A 13,227-nucleotide genomic window follows, 5' to 3' on the forward strand; every position below is an offset into this window, starting at 1 on the left:
GCGTAGAAGTTAGGCGTAGAAGTTAGTACCAGCGCGATCTTTTAAACTTGCTCCATGCTTTGCAAGGGCTGTCATAGCGCTCGTTAATATATTTTAATCCCCAACTAATTTGAGTAACTGGGTTAGTGCGCCAATCAGTTCCAACTATCTCCATTTTGGTGGCTGGCAGTGCTTGGGCAATTCCATGGGCGCCAGAGACTTTATTTCTAGCCTTGTAATTCCAATGACTCTCTTTTGTCCAAAGTTTATTAAGGCATGAGTACTGCTCCTCACCCCATTGATATTTTTCAGCGATTAAAGCTTTTGCCACCTGCTTTGCCCCTTGTGGCTCACGAGCTAACTCAACCTGGCGGATAGCTAGGGAGAGCAGGGCCATGGTGGAGGCATCAACATTTTTAACGCCATCTAACTCTAAAAGGGATGGGGTGGTATCAGCTGGCAGATCAGATTCAGAGGCAGGTTGGGGGGTAGTGGCCTCACTTGGGATGGTGACATAAAACTGCATGTTGGCGGAGGCGGAGGTTGGCTCAACTACCATCATGAAGAAGGCCATGGCGGCGGCATAAAAGGAAAGACGGCGGACTTTGCCAGTCGGGATTTGGGCAACGAGAATCTTCATCACCACACCCACCTTCCTTTTTAGCGTCAAAACTGCCACCTGGCAGCTCTTATGACCTGGTTAGGGTGTCAGCCAGGGGTGGGCAGGGCAACTTTATCTGGGCGTGTGGCGCGATTATGTTTATATTCACAGCCTTTTTAAATACTAAAACCGCAGGTCAGAAAGTGGAAAGTCTGATTTATCCGTTATGTCGCAGCAGGGGGTAAATCTAACTTGTGAAGTTAATTGGCTCCTCAAGCAGCTCAGTTACTAAGGCTGCTATTTGCGAGCGCTCGCTCCTAGTCAGGGTGATATGGGCAAAGAGCGGGTGACCTTTTAAGGATTCAACCACAGCAACGACCCCATCATGGCGGCCAACTCGAAGGTTATCTCGCTGGGCAATGTCATGGGTTAGCACTACTCGAGAGCCTTGGCCAATTCGAGATAGCACGGTGAGTAAAACACCGCGTTCAAGGGATTGGGCTTCATCAACAATTACAAATGAGTCGTGCAGGGAGCGGCCCCTGATATGGGTCAATGGCAAAACCTCAATAAGCCCACGTTCTACTACCTCATCAATTACCTGCTGGCTAACTAACGCTCCTAAGGTGTCAAAGACTGCTTGGGCCCAAGGTGACATCTTTTCATTTTCAGTTCCAGGCAGATATCCAAGCTCTTGGCCACCAACTGCATAAAGTGGGCGAAAGATAACTACCTTTTTATGTAGTCGCTTTTCTAAAACAGCATCAAGGCCAGCTGAAAGGGCTAGGGCGCTTTTACCGGTACCAGCCCGCCCGCCAAGTGAGATTATTCCGATCTCAGGATCTAACAAAATATCTAATGCAACTCGTTGTTCAGCGCTTCTCCCATGTAATCCAAAGGCTGCTCGATCTCCCCGCACTAATTGCAGATGCTTATCTGGAGTTACTCTCGCTAGAGCGCTGCCTTTTTCAGAGTGTAAAACAATTCCAGTATGGCAGGGATGAGTTTTTGCTAACTCATGAATGATTCGATCTTTTTCATATAAGGAATCAATAATTGTGGAGCCAACACTCTCCTCCACCATGCCAGTCCAACCGCTACTACTTGCGAGTTCTGCTCGATACTCCTGCGCTTCAACTCCTACCGAGGATGCTTTAACCCGTAGTGGTAAATCTTTGGTAACTAATACAACCTTGCGGCCATCTGCCATTAGGTTTTTAGCGATCGCTAAAATTCTTGAATCATTTGAACCATCTCGCAAAAAGCCTGCTGGTAGCTTTGAAACATCAGAGTGGTTTAACTCAACTGATAATGAGCCACCAACATCATTAATACTAATTGGGTGATCTAATCGACCACTTTTCACACGTAATTCATCAAGGCTGCGAAGGGCGGCTCTGGCGAAGTAGCCAAGATCTGGGTGATCTCGCTTAGTTTCTAACTCACCGATTACAGTAATTGGAATTATTACCTCATGCTCAGCAAATCTAGAAAGTGCTATTGGATCAGCTAGCAGCACGCTGGTATCTAAAACATATGTAATTCGAGCAGGATTTGATTGGGTATTTACTGACTTTAAGACAATAGACTCACTGGCCAATTTCTATCATCGCAATCTGTTTAGTTGTGCTCGGAGTATTGGAAGATAGGTAAAAGGTAAATTATGAACCTTAAGATTTTGTGCCGACACGCAAGGGGTAAAGGTTAAGTTTAAATTAAGAGTTTGCCCGTTAGCGCCCTTTTGCCACCGAACGCTCTATCCAAATTGAGGCAACTGGCAAAGTTCCGGCAAGTAAAAATAAAGCGGTAGCAAGTAAGGATTTTCGCTGCTTAAAACAAAGGTGAAGAGCGGCTAAAAGATAGATTGGATAGGTAAAGCCATGCACGATTGGTATCCAGATGAAGCGTTCATAAAAGCTCTCATCAGATACTAGGTACTTAGCTGGCATATATAGGAACCACAAAAGTAGTGACATTACGCCAGCCCAAATTGCCATTACTCGAAACCTAATTATTACACCACTCACTTTTTACCCCTTACTTTTGTGACAGCTGCTACCACTGGCTTTGGAGATCTAAATTGAGGAAATAATGGTGCTATTAAAAGTAGCAAAGCCATGAACCACCACACTACAACGTATGAGATATGTTGCCAATAAAATCCTGGAATCTTCTGGGATAACTGCGGTGATGGAATCGGTGTAATATTATTTTTTACATTACTAGCCACTTTTTCCGTCTGCAGAATAATATATCCATCATATAAAAATGGATTTTCTTTACTTACAACTAATGAAGGATCTATTCGGGGTAATTGCCCAAGCTTGGCAAAGGCTCGGTCAACATTTTGTCTTGGATATAACCGGCCAGTGATCGCAACTGATGAGTTAATTACCTCTGGTGAGTTTTTTGCAATTTCGCGCACCACCAATATTCCATGGCCGGTACTTAACTTTAGTAATCTGACATCTAAATCAACAATTTCTTCTGGCTCTATTTTTTGATCCAGTGCAACATAACTATTTGTGTAATTACCAGAGGCTGAAACAATTCGATTAACCGCTTTTATCGGCATATTCTTACCAGCGGAGGAGACTTTATCTAATGAAATTAGAGGTTGATCTGGTGTTGGCGCACTTTGCTCATTCATATCCTGAGCACGATGTAGTTGCCACATACCAAGTTCAAAGCTGGTATAGATTAAAAGTAGCCAGGTAATTACTACTAATAATTTCTTTGCTACCTTCATATTTTGATCTTAAAATTACTCTTGATCTTTGCGATCAATTAATCTTTTATACCGGCGATAAAAATTAACCAATAAAAGCGTGGTGGCAAGGGTTAAAAAAATCATAGTTAGTGAGCCAGCAACGCCCATATCAAAGCTTTTTACCTCATCCATTTTTACACCCCGTATCTAGAAGATAAGCCTACTTAGGCTGGGTCATATCGCTCTACACTTATCCATGTGACTCATCCCAAAGTGCTCGCATCTGCACATCTGCGCCAGCGTTATGGCATTAAAGAGGAAAACCGAAGCTGGCTTTGGCCTGCAGTGATTTCTCTCATTGCTGCTATCACCTGGTTTATTTGGAGTGGTCTTAATGCTGCTAACCCTGACGTTAGATATGAGTTACTTTCATTTGAAGTAGTTAATGATCAGAGTATTTCAGTTACATATTCAATTTTGGTAAAAGATATAAATATTGATCACAGCTGTTCAATAGTGGCTAGAGATATTGATAAAAATACTATTGGTGAAATCTCTGATCTAATGCCAGCCACATCACTTAAATCAGGGACTAACACCCGCACTATTGAGATTGCTACTCGTCTTCCTGCTGTTAATGCAGGAATTACTAGTTGCCAGTAACATTCACCCCTTATGAATAAACCAACTCAGACCTGGCTAACCCAAGAGGCTGCAGATCGATTAGCAGCTGAGCTCACCGAGCTTGAGGGTCCACTGCGTGCTGAAATAATTAAAAAAATTGAAACTGCTCGGGCTGAAGGAGATTTAAAAGAAAATGGTGGCTACCACGCAGCGCGCGAGGAACAAGGAAAAATTGAAGGAAGAATTCGTCAATTAAAACATATGTTAGAACATGCACATATTGGAACTCCACCTGCTAGTGAATCAGGGGTTGTAGGACTTGGCATGTTGGTAACAGTTGATATTGCAGGGGATGAAATTAAATTTCTACTTGGCTCTCGTGAGATATCAAGTGGTGATGTTGATGTTTACTCTGAGAAATCACCTCTTGGCGCTGCGGTCCTTGGGGCTAAGGTGGGGCAGAGCGTTAAATACACCGCACCAAATGGCAAGCAGATTGCAGTTGCAGTACTTGAGGCCGCGCCTTTTAACTAATTACTTCTTATTGGCGTTGTTGTATTTTCTAACACTTAGTGGGATAAATATCGCCATAATTAAAATCATGTAAATTACCGACATCATTAATGGGTTCTCACTTGGAAATGATCCAGCGGTGGCACCAAACTCATTTTTTAAGCCAAATAACTCTCGGCATCCAGCCACCATGGTGGAAACAGGGTTCCATTCAGCAATGTATTGCAATGGCTTTGGCATCCCAGTAGTTGGCGCAAAAGCATTTGATAAGAAAGTAATTGGAAAGACTGCAATAAATGTTGCATTAGTTGCTACTCGCTCATCCCTGACTGATAGACCAATTAATACCCCTACCCAAGACATTGCAAATCCAAAGACTAATAAAAACATGAAACCTAAAAGAACATTAAACAAACCAGAAGTTGGGCGCCAGCCGACTACGTATCCTGTAATTCCCATGGCAGTTAGAACTACGATGTTTAAAGCTCCATCACCTAGGGTTCGGCCGAATACAACAGCAGATCTTGAAATTGGTAGAGATCTAAATCGATCAATTAATCCTTTTTGCATATCAGCAGTTAAGCCAACTGCCGTGCTAGCTAAAGTGAAAGCAACAGTTTGAACAAATATGCCAGGCATAAGTAGCTGTACATACCCACCTGGTTGACCTGTGTCGATTGAGCCACCAAAAACAAATCTAAATAATAAAACAAACATAATTGGTTGAATTATTGAAAACAAAATTAGTTCAGGTACCCGGGCTAATTGAAGAAGTTGTCGTTTGGTAATTATTAACGCGTCCGAGATCGCATTCATTACTTTCCTCTCTTTCTTCCCGTAGTCATAGAATCCTCTTCCTCTTTTTTCTCTTCAGCCACATGTCCAGTTAAAGCTAGAAATACATCATCTAAGGATGGCCGCTTAAGTCCAATATCTAATGGGTGAATTCCTTTTTCATCTAGCAACTTAGCTGCCTCAATTAAGGCTTTGCTACCAGTTGTAACTGGAGCAGATACCTGGCGAAGACCTTCATCAACATTAATTGCGCTACCACTTACCTTAGCTACTATCTCTTTTACTGCAGCCATATTTTCATTTTCAACTACTATCTCTAAGCGCTCACCGCCCACCTGTTTTTTAAGGGAGTCAGATGTGCCGCGTGCAATTACTTTTCCGTGATCAATTACTGCAATCTCATCAGCTAGATGATCAGCCTCTTCTAAGTATTGAGTTGTTAGCAATAAAGTTACGCCACCTTTAACTAACTCATCAATTACTCCCCACATATCTTGTCGACCACGTGGGTCAAGGCCAGTTGTTGGTTCATCTAAGAATAAAACTTTTGGCCTGACTATTAATGAGGCGGCTAAATCTAATCTTCGTCTCATGCCACCAGAGTAAGTTCTAATCGGGCGCTTTGCTGATTCAGTAAGTCTAAATTGTTCTAGTAATTCAACTGCTCGAGCACTAGCAGCTTTAGCTGATAGGTGATAAAGCCGGCCAAACATAATTAAGTTATCCCAACCAGTTAACGTTTCATCAACAGCAGCGTATTGACCAGATAGACCAATTATTTTTCTAACCTCATCTGGATGCTTTAATACATCAATACCTGCAACACTTGCTCGCCCAGAATCTGGTGATAGTAATGTTGCTAAAATTCTGACAGTTGTAGTTTTACCAGCACCATTTGGGCCTAACACACCAAGTACGGTTCCTTCTTCAACATCAAGACTTAAGCCATCTAATGCTTGAACTGAGCCTTTGTTGTAGGTCTTCATTAAATTTTCTGCGATAACTGCTTTCATGCGGTAATACTAATCTAAAATGGCGATAGAATGGAATATAACTTCAATTTTTAGTGTTTTATATAATACAAATAAACTTAATATGGGGATTAGGAAGTAATGGCTAAATCGCAAAATAATCAAGTATTTAATAATAAATTAAGCAGAAACCCTTTCGCCGAGCTTCCGCGAGAGGTTTCTGTCTTATCCGCTGTAGCATTTTTTGTTGCAGTTGGTTTTGGCTTAATTATCCCGGCGATTCCTATTTTCGCTGCATCATTCGGTGTTAGCAAAACTGCAATCGGATTAATTATTTCAAGCTTTGCAATTATGCGATTTTCTTCTGGCTTAATATCTGGAAAATTAGTGGATCGCTTTGGTGAGCGGGCTGTTTTAGGTTTTGGTTTATTTATGGTCTCCTTCTTCACATTACTAACCGCCCTAGCCCAAAGTTATGGCCAACTCCTTACATTTCGCACCCTTGGTGGCCTCGGCTCATCAATGTTCTCCGTATCTGCTGGTTCATTGTTAATGAGATCAGTAAGTGATGAATACCGGGGACGTGCTCAGTCACTTTATAACGGCGGGTTTTTAGTTGGTGGAGTTGCCGGTCCTGCAGTTGGCGGAATTCTTTCTAGCTTTTCACTTCGCGCACCATTTTTTGTTTACTCAGTTACCCTGGCAATGGCTGGAACTACTGCGTTAGTTTTTTTAAGTGAAAAAAGATTGGGTAATAAGGCAGACATACCTACAAATTTAATAGGGCAAACAACACTTAAACAAGCATTTAAATTACGTCCCTATCAAATCGCTTTAGCGTTAGCATTTATAAATAACTGGGTTTTATTTGGTCTTAGGTCATCAATTTTGCCATTATTCGTAACTGAAGAACTTGGTTCAACAGCAACGGTTGCAGGTATTGGATTAACTATTAGCGCTTTAATTCAAGGTTTATTTTTACTTAAAGCTGGCAAATTCTCAGATGAAAAAGGGCGAAAGGCTGCGCTGATTTTAGGTGGGAGCTATGTTCTATTTGGCGTATTAATGCTCTCCTTTACAACAAGTCCGCTCTGGTATTTCATAGCAATGGCGTTGTTTGGGCTAGGTGGTGCCTATGTTGGAACCGCTCCCGGCAGTGTGGTTGGCGACATTATTAATGGTCGTGGTGGGCAAGTAATTGGAGCTTGGCAGATGGCAGGTGATGCCGGAATGATTGTTGGACCAATTTTAGTTGGATTTTTAACTGATAACTACAGTTACCAAACAGCTTTCTTAGTTTCAGCTGTAATTAGCGCAATTGCTATTTTATTATCAGTTCTATTGCCTGAAACAAGATCATCTCATTTAGATAATGGCTTAATAATCGACAAAAATAAACAGGAGCTGTGATTTCTCACAGCCCCTGTTGGTAGTACTTTAATTTATCGATTATTACGCAAGATTGAAATTAAGCGTAATACTTCTAGATATAGCCAGACAATTGTTACCATCAAACCAAATGATGCTCGCCATGATTCTTTCTCTGGCACGCCATTATTGACACCCTTTTGGATTTGATCAAAATCAAGAACTAAAAACAAGCTTGCAATTGCCACACCAGCAACAGCTAGAAGTAGACCAAGGCCTGACACGCCATAGAAACCATATCCTTGTCCGACACCAAAAAATGATGCAACTAGTGAAACCAATCCAAGAATGAAGTAGCCAATTGCTGCTCCGATTAATGCACGGGTAAATTGAGGTGTAGCGCGTAGTGTTCCATTGCGATACATAATTAATACACCAGCAAACGCTGCCATCGTTCCAATTACTGCTTGGCTAACAATTCCTGGATAGTAAGATTCGTAATAGCTACTTAAAGTTCCAAGTGCTAAACCTTGAAATGCTGCATAAGCAACTACTAAACCTGGCTTAATTGATTTGCTAAAACTAATAACCATTGCAAGTACAAATCCACCTAAGAAGCCGAGCATTAGTGCGCCCGTACCTAGATTACTGCGCCAAGCGAAAGCACCAACTACAACTAATATTGCAAATAAAAATCCGGTTTTTGCGACGACATCTTCAATTGTCATCCGACCTGTTCGCATTGATGAGGCAGCTGGAGCGTTATAACTCTGCTCTAACTGATCAACTTGCATATTCCTTGGTTGATTAAATGCCTTGCCAAGTACAGGGTTTGAACTTTTCATTCTTCTCCTTCTATAGAGGTAACTAGTGAGTACTTCTTTGGTTTAGTTACTTAGGTAGTAAACAAATGTTAATCAATCTCAATTCCCACTGCCATTCCTACTGGCTAGTTGAAACTTAATATTTGCTGAAGATCCGCCAAATTGAGCGTGCCCCCGGTGGGGGTCGAACCCACACTTGTGCGATTTTAAGTCGCATGCCTCTGCCATTGGGCTACAGGGGCGAATCTTCAGGGGGTAAATCTACCTGTCTTTTTCGCTTTCAATTTCAACCATTTTTCGCTCAGTTAATAAGGGAGAAAGCCATTCCATCCAAAATATCTGACTCCGATGCAACAAACTCCACCACCCCAGTGGCTGCCATAACTCTAGATAAAACTAATGAACCAGCAGTAATTACATCAACTCGGCCTTCATGCATATATGGCAGAGCTGAAATCTCACTCTTATTCATAGATTGAAACATCTGGGCAACCTTATGAACTTTATCAGCTGATATTTTCGATAAATGAATCAGATCTCTATCATATTTTGATAAATCAAGTGCGGCAGCTGCAACTGTTGTGGCAGTACCAGCTACAGCAATTAAACTTTTCGCGCTATTAATTGGCACACTAACGGCTGCCTGCGTTATGGCAATATCAATATCAACTATTGCACTAGTAATCTGATCCATAGTTGGGGGCTGGTTTATTAAATGTCGCTCACTCATTCTCACACATCCGATATTGACACTCTTAGCACTAATTACTTTTTTATCTCCATATACAAACTCAGTTGAGCCACCACCAATATCAACTACTAAAAATGGTCCACTACCTTGATCTAATTGGTAGGTAGCGCCTGTGAAAGATAGGGCTGCTTCTTCCTCTCCTGGAATTACCTCGACTTGAACATTTAAAATATCGCGAACGCCATCAATAAATAAATTTCTATTCATAGCATCTCTAGTTGCTGATGTAGCACAAAATCTAATTTTATCTACTTTATTTTTATCAATTATTTCTTTAAAAGATTTAACTGCCAATAAAGTCCGATTAATTGCATCTGGGTGAAATGCTTTATTTTCATCAACCCCCTGGCCGAGTCGAACAATTTCCATAGTGCGTATTACTTCTTTAAAAGTACTGCCAGAAATTTCAGCAATTAATAACCTAATTGAATTTGTGCCGCAATCAATGACTGCTACTTGACTCATTTATCATCCTGATTAGTTAAATTAGCAATTTCACTGCATGGTTTATTAATCCACCATTGATCTAATGCAATTAAAGCTTCATCCCCTAAATGGTTAACATCTTCCCCAGCTGCTAAAGCGTGGGCAACTAAAGAGTGCAGACATTTAACTCGGTCAGGCATTCCACCAGCTGTGACGCCAACTATCTCAGGAACTTCAATATTTTGCATTCGCCCAGCACCATCTCGGCTAGCCTCATAATCAATATGGGCAGCCATATAGTTGCCAGCTAACTCCGGTTGAGTTTGTAAACGCTCATTCATCTGCGCCATTAGTCCAGAACTTTCTAAAGTTGAAATGGCGCCGGTAAGTCTTGGGCAGGTTGCATAATAAAAAGTTGGAAATGGTGTGCCATCTGCTAATCGAGGTGGTGTTTGCACCACATCAGGTGACCCGCATGGGCAGCGGTGGGCGATTGCTAAAACATCTCTTGGTGTTCTACCTAATTGAGCTTCTATGATTTCTAAATCTTTTTCACTCGCTTGCTCTGCTGTAAATGCTTTAGCTGGCCTGACCATATTAGCTGTTTACATTTGTGCTAGTTATTGAAGAAATTAATCTTGAATACCAAGGGAGTCCAATTGGAAGTTGCTCTGAGACTTTTGTTACTTGCTCATCATCGGTGATCTCACCATTTCCGACAATAATATAGGCCCGCTCACCTGGAAAAATGAAATGTAATCTTGCTCTTGCCTGACTAGCTACATACTCTGGATCATTCCACTTTGCCAACTCCGTAGCAGCATCTTCTAACATCTTTTGATTATCAGATAACTGCGTCCGTAGTGAATTAATTTGAGCCCTTTGAGTAAAGTAATGTTGAATCGGTGGCGCCAGCGTGACAGCTAGTGCGAATAAAATAATTCCAACAATTAATGCCCGATTAGATAAGCCGCGCCTATTTAAACCTGATTTAATAGATTTACGAGTAGATGAAATTAAATTGGCTGCGAAAAACTTTCGGCGCACCATATTTTTAACCTACTTTTTAAACCTAGGAAATGCAGCAGGGCCAGCGTAAACAGCTTTACTTGATAATTCTTCTTCAATTCTAAGTAGTTGGTTGTATTTAGCTACTCGTTCAGATCTAGCCGGTGCACCAGTTTTAATCTGACCACAGTTAAGTGCAACTGCTAAATCTGCAATTGTGGTGTCCTCAGTTTCACCTGAGCGATGGCTCATCATGGAGTGATATCCATTTTTATGGGCTAAATTAACTGCGTCGATTGTCTCGGTTAAACTTCCAATTTGATTTACCTTAACAAGTAAGGCGTTAGCTGTTTTTTCATCAATTCCTCGTTGCAAGCGCTCTGGATTTGTTACAAACAAATCATCACCAACAATTTGAACTTTCTCACCTAATACCTGGGTCATTTTTGCCCAGCCAGCCCAGTCATTCTCATCCAGTGGATCCTCAATTGAAACTAGTGGGTAAGCAGACTCTAAATCTGAGTAGTAACTAATCATTTGATCTGAGGTTAATTCTTTACCCTCAAATTTATAAAGACCATTTTCACAAAACTCAGTGGCTGCTACATCCATAGCAAGTGCTACATCACTTCCGGCTTTAAAACCAGCAAGTTCTATTGCAACTAATATCAGATCAAGTGCTGCGCGATTGCTATCAAGATTTGGCGCAAATCCGCCCTCATCGCCAATGCTTGTTGCTAAACCTTTTTTCTTAAGTACTGATTTTAAGCTGTGATAAATCTCAGCGCCCCAACGCAGTGACTCTTTAAAGCTTTGTGCACCAATTGGCGCAACCATAAACTCTTGGATATCCACATTTGTATCAGCATGGGCTCCACCATTTAAAATATTCATCATTGGAACTGGTAAAATTTTTGCTTCATCCTTACCTAAATATTTAAACAATGATTGATTAGCACTATTTGCAGCAGCTCTGGCGGCGGCAAGTGAAACACCTAAGATTGCATTAGCACCTAGATTAGATTTATTTTTACTACCATCTAATGCGATCATTTTTTCATCCAGTGTTCTTTGATCTAAAGCACTTAAACCAATAACTGCTGGTGCTATTTTTTCATTAACATTTTTAATTGCAATTAAAACACCTTTACCTAAATATCGCGTGCCGCCATCGCGAAGCTCAGCTGCTTCAAATGCTCCAGTTGATGCCCCACTTGGCACAGCAGCGCGGCCAATAATTCCGTTATCTAACTTAACTTCAACTTCAATAGTTGGATTTCCGCGTGAATCTAAAATCTCTCTTGAGGTAACTGATTTGATAACTGACACTTATTTTCTCCTGATAACTATTTAAATTAAGTCGAAGTTGATTTAATGCCCTAATTCTACCTTGCCTCATGGACTTGAATCTGCGCAATTAAGGATTTACCAGCACTACGCAAGGCTGCCTCAGGATCAAGGCCTTTATCTACTGCTTGTGAAATTAATCCAAGCAGTAACTGGCCAAGCTGATCTTGATCAATTTGCTCAGGAAGTTGTAGTGGTGAATTTATTGGTAATTGATAATTAAATTTCTTCACCCGATAGAGCAGTTTTGCAACCAAGGTAAGTGAGGGTTGAGCTAGTGGAACACCATCAATAGCTGAACTTCTCCCCTTTTCAATCGCTTTTTGCTTCTCCCAATTTTCTAATACCTCTGCGCTGTCTTTAACTACTGTGCCCGCAAAAACATGTGGGTGGCGACTGATTAACTTATCGGCAACATTTCTTGCCACATCTTCGATGTTAAATGGTTGATCTTTATCTTCTTCAGCAATGCGTGAGTGAAAATATATTTGTAGAAGTAGATCACCTAACTCTTCTTGCATTCCGCTGCGATCATTATTCTCAACTGCTTCAATAAATTCATATGATTCTTCAAGTAAGTACTTAAGAAGTGTTGTGTGATCTTGCTCGTTATCCCATGGGCAACCTCCAGGGGATCGAAGTTTGTCCATCACTTCGCGAAGTCTTTCTAGCTCTGAAGCCATAATTAATAACTTATGGGGCTGGTGTTACTGCGCCATCAGTTATATCACCTGATTCAATTGAGGCAGTTACTGGATTCCACGTACCATATTTAGGATTTACCTTAACTCCAAGTTTTTTGGCAGCTGCAACAAGTAATTTACTTACTCCCTCTGATGCTTGTTCAGGTGAAGCGCCTAATTCAATAAAATCTGAATTAAGCTTATCTATAATTAATCTAACTTTAATATATGGCTCAAGATTTGAAGGCGCCAGGTTTGAGCTAACTAACGCTCTTGGTAATTCTGTCTCTCCTCCAACTTGGGCAACAATCTCAGTTCTACGTGTTGCAATATCAGCATTAGTAAAATTAATTTTCGAATCGGAAGCGATTTGATCGAGTAAGACACTTATAACTGCAAATTGTGCTTGGTTGCGAATTAGATCAGCACCTGAACCAAGTTGCATTTGTGATGTATCAATACTTTTTCGTGCCTCTAAAATTTCATCTACAGGTTTTTGTATATCATTCGTTGAAAACTCTTTATCACCAATTGTTATTCCTGAATTCATACTGCTACAGCTAGTTAAAAGGAGCGCAGCTAAAACTGAAGTAATTACCTTCTTAAACAATTCCATCCTCTTTCTTC

The 13,227-nt window shown here is 41.0% G+C and carries 17 protein-coding genes and 1 tRNA gene; 3 read left to right on the forward strand and 15 right to left on the reverse strand.

Annotated elements, in window-relative coordinates; genetic code table 11:
- Positions 1-22: 22 nt before the first annotated feature.
- From B1sIIB91_RS05010 to B1sIIB91_RS06075, 5 genes are all read right to left on the reverse strand, one after another.
- Positions 23-619 (reverse strand): aggregation-promoting factor C-terminal-like domain-containing protein, encoded by a 597-nt coding sequence (locus tag B1sIIB91_RS05010; RefSeq protein WP_095688501.1) that lies wholly within the window; start codon positions 617-619, stop codon positions 23-25.
- 208 nt (positions 620-827) lie between these two features.
- Complete coding sequence (locus tag B1sIIB91_RS05015) at positions 828-2,180, reverse strand: PhoH family protein (RefSeq protein WP_095688502.1); 1,353 nt, start codon at positions 2,178-2,180, stop codon at positions 828-830.
- Between the two features lie 130 nt (positions 2,181-2,310).
- A complete protein-coding gene (locus tag B1sIIB91_RS05020; protein ID WP_223298589.1) occupies positions 2,311-2,607 on the reverse strand; it encodes a DUF3817 domain-containing protein in 297 nt (98 codons plus the stop codon).
- Positions 2,604-3,329: an SURF1 family cytochrome oxidase biogenesis protein gene (locus B1sIIB91_RS05025; protein ID WP_095688503.1), complete on the reverse strand. Its 726-nt coding sequence runs from the start codon at positions 3,327-3,329 to the stop codon at positions 2,604-2,606. The genes B1sIIB91_RS05020 and B1sIIB91_RS05025 overlap by 4 nt, the downstream gene beginning before the upstream one ends.
- 15 nt (positions 3,330-3,344) lie before the next feature.
- Positions 3,345-3,482: a hypothetical protein gene (locus B1sIIB91_RS06075; protein WP_190279167.1), complete on the reverse strand. Its 138-nt coding sequence runs from the start codon at positions 3,480-3,482 to the stop codon at positions 3,345-3,347.
- 66 nt (positions 3,483-3,548) lie between these two features.
- Between B1sIIB91_RS06075 and B1sIIB91_RS05030 the strand changes: the two genes are divergently transcribed.
- Positions 3,549-3,953, forward strand: a complete 405-nt coding sequence (locus B1sIIB91_RS05030) for a DUF4307 domain-containing protein (protein WP_095688504.1) — start codon at positions 3,549-3,551, stop codon at positions 3,951-3,953.
- 12 nt (positions 3,954-3,965) lie between these two features.
- Positions 3,966-4,448: a transcription elongation factor GreA gene (greA, locus tag B1sIIB91_RS05035; protein ID WP_095688505.1), complete on the forward strand. Its 483-nt coding sequence runs from the start codon at positions 3,966-3,968 to the stop codon at positions 4,446-4,448.
- Here the strand turns inward: greA and B1sIIB91_RS05040 are convergent, their stop codons facing one another.
- Both B1sIIB91_RS05040 and B1sIIB91_RS05045 read right to left on the reverse strand, forming a co-directional pair.
- Positions 4,449-5,243, reverse strand: coding sequence for an ABC transporter permease (locus B1sIIB91_RS05040; protein ID WP_095688506.1), 795 nt, complete (start codon positions 5,241-5,243; stop codon positions 4,449-4,451).
- Positions 5,243-6,235, reverse strand: a complete 993-nt coding sequence (locus B1sIIB91_RS05045) for an ATP-binding cassette domain-containing protein (RefSeq protein WP_095688507.1) — start codon at positions 6,233-6,235, stop codon at positions 5,243-5,245. The genes B1sIIB91_RS05040 and B1sIIB91_RS05045 overlap by 1 nt, the downstream gene beginning before the upstream one ends.
- Positions 6,236-6,334: 99 nt before the next feature.
- Between B1sIIB91_RS05045 and B1sIIB91_RS05050 the strand changes: the two genes are divergently transcribed.
- On the forward strand, positions 6,335-7,603 hold the full coding sequence (locus tag B1sIIB91_RS05050; RefSeq protein WP_095688508.1) for an MFS transporter: 1,269 nt from the start codon (positions 6,335-6,337) through the stop codon (positions 7,601-7,603).
- A 32-nt stretch (positions 7,604-7,635) separates the two neighbouring features.
- Here the strand turns inward: B1sIIB91_RS05050 and B1sIIB91_RS05055 are convergent, their stop codons facing one another.
- The 8 genes from B1sIIB91_RS05055 to B1sIIB91_RS05090 form a co-directional block, all read right to left on the reverse strand.
- The gene (locus B1sIIB91_RS05055) at positions 7,636-8,406 is read right to left on the reverse strand and encodes a Bax inhibitor-1/YccA family protein (protein WP_095688509.1); all 771 of its coding nucleotides are present in this window, start codon (positions 8,404-8,406) and stop codon (positions 7,636-7,638) included.
- A gap of 148 nt (positions 8,407-8,554) precedes the next feature.
- Positions 8,555-8,627: transfer RNA gene (locus B1sIIB91_RS05060), tRNA-Leu, on the reverse strand.
- Positions 8,628-8,686: 59 nt separating this feature from the next.
- Positions 8,687-9,601, reverse strand: coding sequence for a Ppx/GppA phosphatase family protein (locus B1sIIB91_RS05065; protein WP_095688510.1), 915 nt, complete (start codon positions 9,599-9,601; stop codon positions 8,687-8,689).
- Complete coding sequence (locus B1sIIB91_RS05070; protein WP_095688511.1) at positions 9,598-10,158, reverse strand: DUF501 domain-containing protein; 561 nt, start codon at positions 10,156-10,158, stop codon at positions 9,598-9,600. Before B1sIIB91_RS05070 ends, B1sIIB91_RS05065 begins: the two co-directional genes overlap by 4 nt.
- A gap of 1 nt (position 10,159) precedes the next feature.
- Entirely contained in the window at positions 10,160-10,612 is a 453-nt protein-coding gene (locus B1sIIB91_RS05075) for an FtsB family cell division protein (RefSeq protein WP_095688512.1), read from the reverse strand.
- 9 nt (positions 10,613-10,621) lie between these two features.
- The gene (gene eno, locus B1sIIB91_RS05080; RefSeq protein WP_095688513.1) at positions 10,622-11,899 is read right to left on the reverse strand and encodes a phosphopyruvate hydratase; all 1,278 of its coding nucleotides are present in this window, start codon (positions 11,897-11,899) and stop codon (positions 10,622-10,624) included.
- A gap of 56 nt (positions 11,900-11,955) precedes the next feature.
- Complete coding sequence (locus B1sIIB91_RS05085; protein WP_095688514.1) at positions 11,956-12,600, reverse strand: nucleoside triphosphate pyrophosphohydrolase; 645 nt, start codon at positions 12,598-12,600, stop codon at positions 11,956-11,958.
- A gap of 10 nt (positions 12,601-12,610) precedes the next feature.
- A complete protein-coding gene (locus tag B1sIIB91_RS05090) occupies positions 12,611-13,216 on the reverse strand; it encodes a hypothetical protein (protein ID WP_223298590.1) in 606 nt (201 codons plus the stop codon).
- Positions 13,217-13,227 lie beyond the last annotated feature (11 nt).

Origin of the sequence: Candidatus Nanopelagicus abundans, assembly GCF_002288305.1 — a bacterium.
In the GTDB taxonomy this organism is placed as follows: domain Bacteria; phylum Actinomycetota; class Actinomycetes; order Nanopelagicales; family Nanopelagicaceae; genus Nanopelagicus; species Nanopelagicus abundans.

What these genes read in the sequence shown, in the direction of transcription:
- B1sIIB91_RS05010 (WP_095688501.1), bottom strand. Translation starts at nt 619, where the DNA reads ATGAAGATTCTCGTTGCCCAAATCCCGACTGGCAAAGTCCGCCGTCTT.
- B1sIIB91_RS05025 (WP_095688503.1), bottom strand. Translation starts at nt 3,329, where the DNA reads ATGAAGGTAGCAAAGAAATTATTAGTAGTAATTACCTGGCTACTTTTA.
- B1sIIB91_RS06075 (WP_190279167.1), bottom strand. Translation starts at nt 3,482, where the DNA reads ATGGATGAGGTAAAAAGCTTTGATATGGGCGTTGCTGGCTCACTAACT.
- greA (WP_095688505.1), top strand. Translation starts at nt 3,966, where the DNA reads ATGAATAAACCAACTCAGACCTGGCTAACCCAAGAGGCTGCAGATCGA.
- B1sIIB91_RS05040 (WP_095688506.1), bottom strand. Translation starts at nt 5,243, where the DNA reads ATGAATGCGATCTCGGACGCGTTAATAATTACCAAACGACAACTTCTT.
- B1sIIB91_RS05045 (WP_095688507.1), bottom strand. Translation starts at nt 6,235, where the DNA reads ATGAAAGCAGTTATCGCAGAAAATTTAATGAAGACCTACAACAAAGGC.
- B1sIIB91_RS05050 (WP_095688508.1), top strand. Translation starts at nt 6,335, where the DNA reads ATGGCTAAATCGCAAAATAATCAAGTATTTAATAATAAATTAAGCAGA.
- B1sIIB91_RS05055 (WP_095688509.1), bottom strand. Translation starts at nt 8,406, where the DNA reads ATGAAAAGTTCAAACCCTGTACTTGGCAAGGCATTTAATCAACCAAGG.
- B1sIIB91_RS05065 (WP_095688510.1), bottom strand. Translation starts at nt 9,601, where the DNA reads ATGAGTCAAGTAGCAGTCATTGATTGCGGCACAAATTCAATTAGGTTA.
- B1sIIB91_RS05070 (WP_095688511.1), bottom strand. Translation starts at nt 10,158, where the DNA reads ATGGTCAGGCCAGCTAAAGCATTTACAGCAGAGCAAGCGAGTGAAAAA.
- B1sIIB91_RS05075 (WP_095688512.1), bottom strand. Translation starts at nt 10,612, where the DNA reads ATGGTGCGCCGAAAGTTTTTCGCAGCCAATTTAATTTCATCTACTCGT.
- B1sIIB91_RS05085 (WP_095688514.1), bottom strand. Translation starts at nt 12,600, where the DNA reads ATGGCTTCAGAGCTAGAAAGACTTCGCGAAGTGATGGACAAACTTCGA.
- B1sIIB91_RS05090 (WP_223298590.1), bottom strand. Translation starts at nt 13,216, where the DNA reads ATGGAATTGTTTAAGAAGGTAATTACTTCAGTTTTAGCTGCGCTCCTT.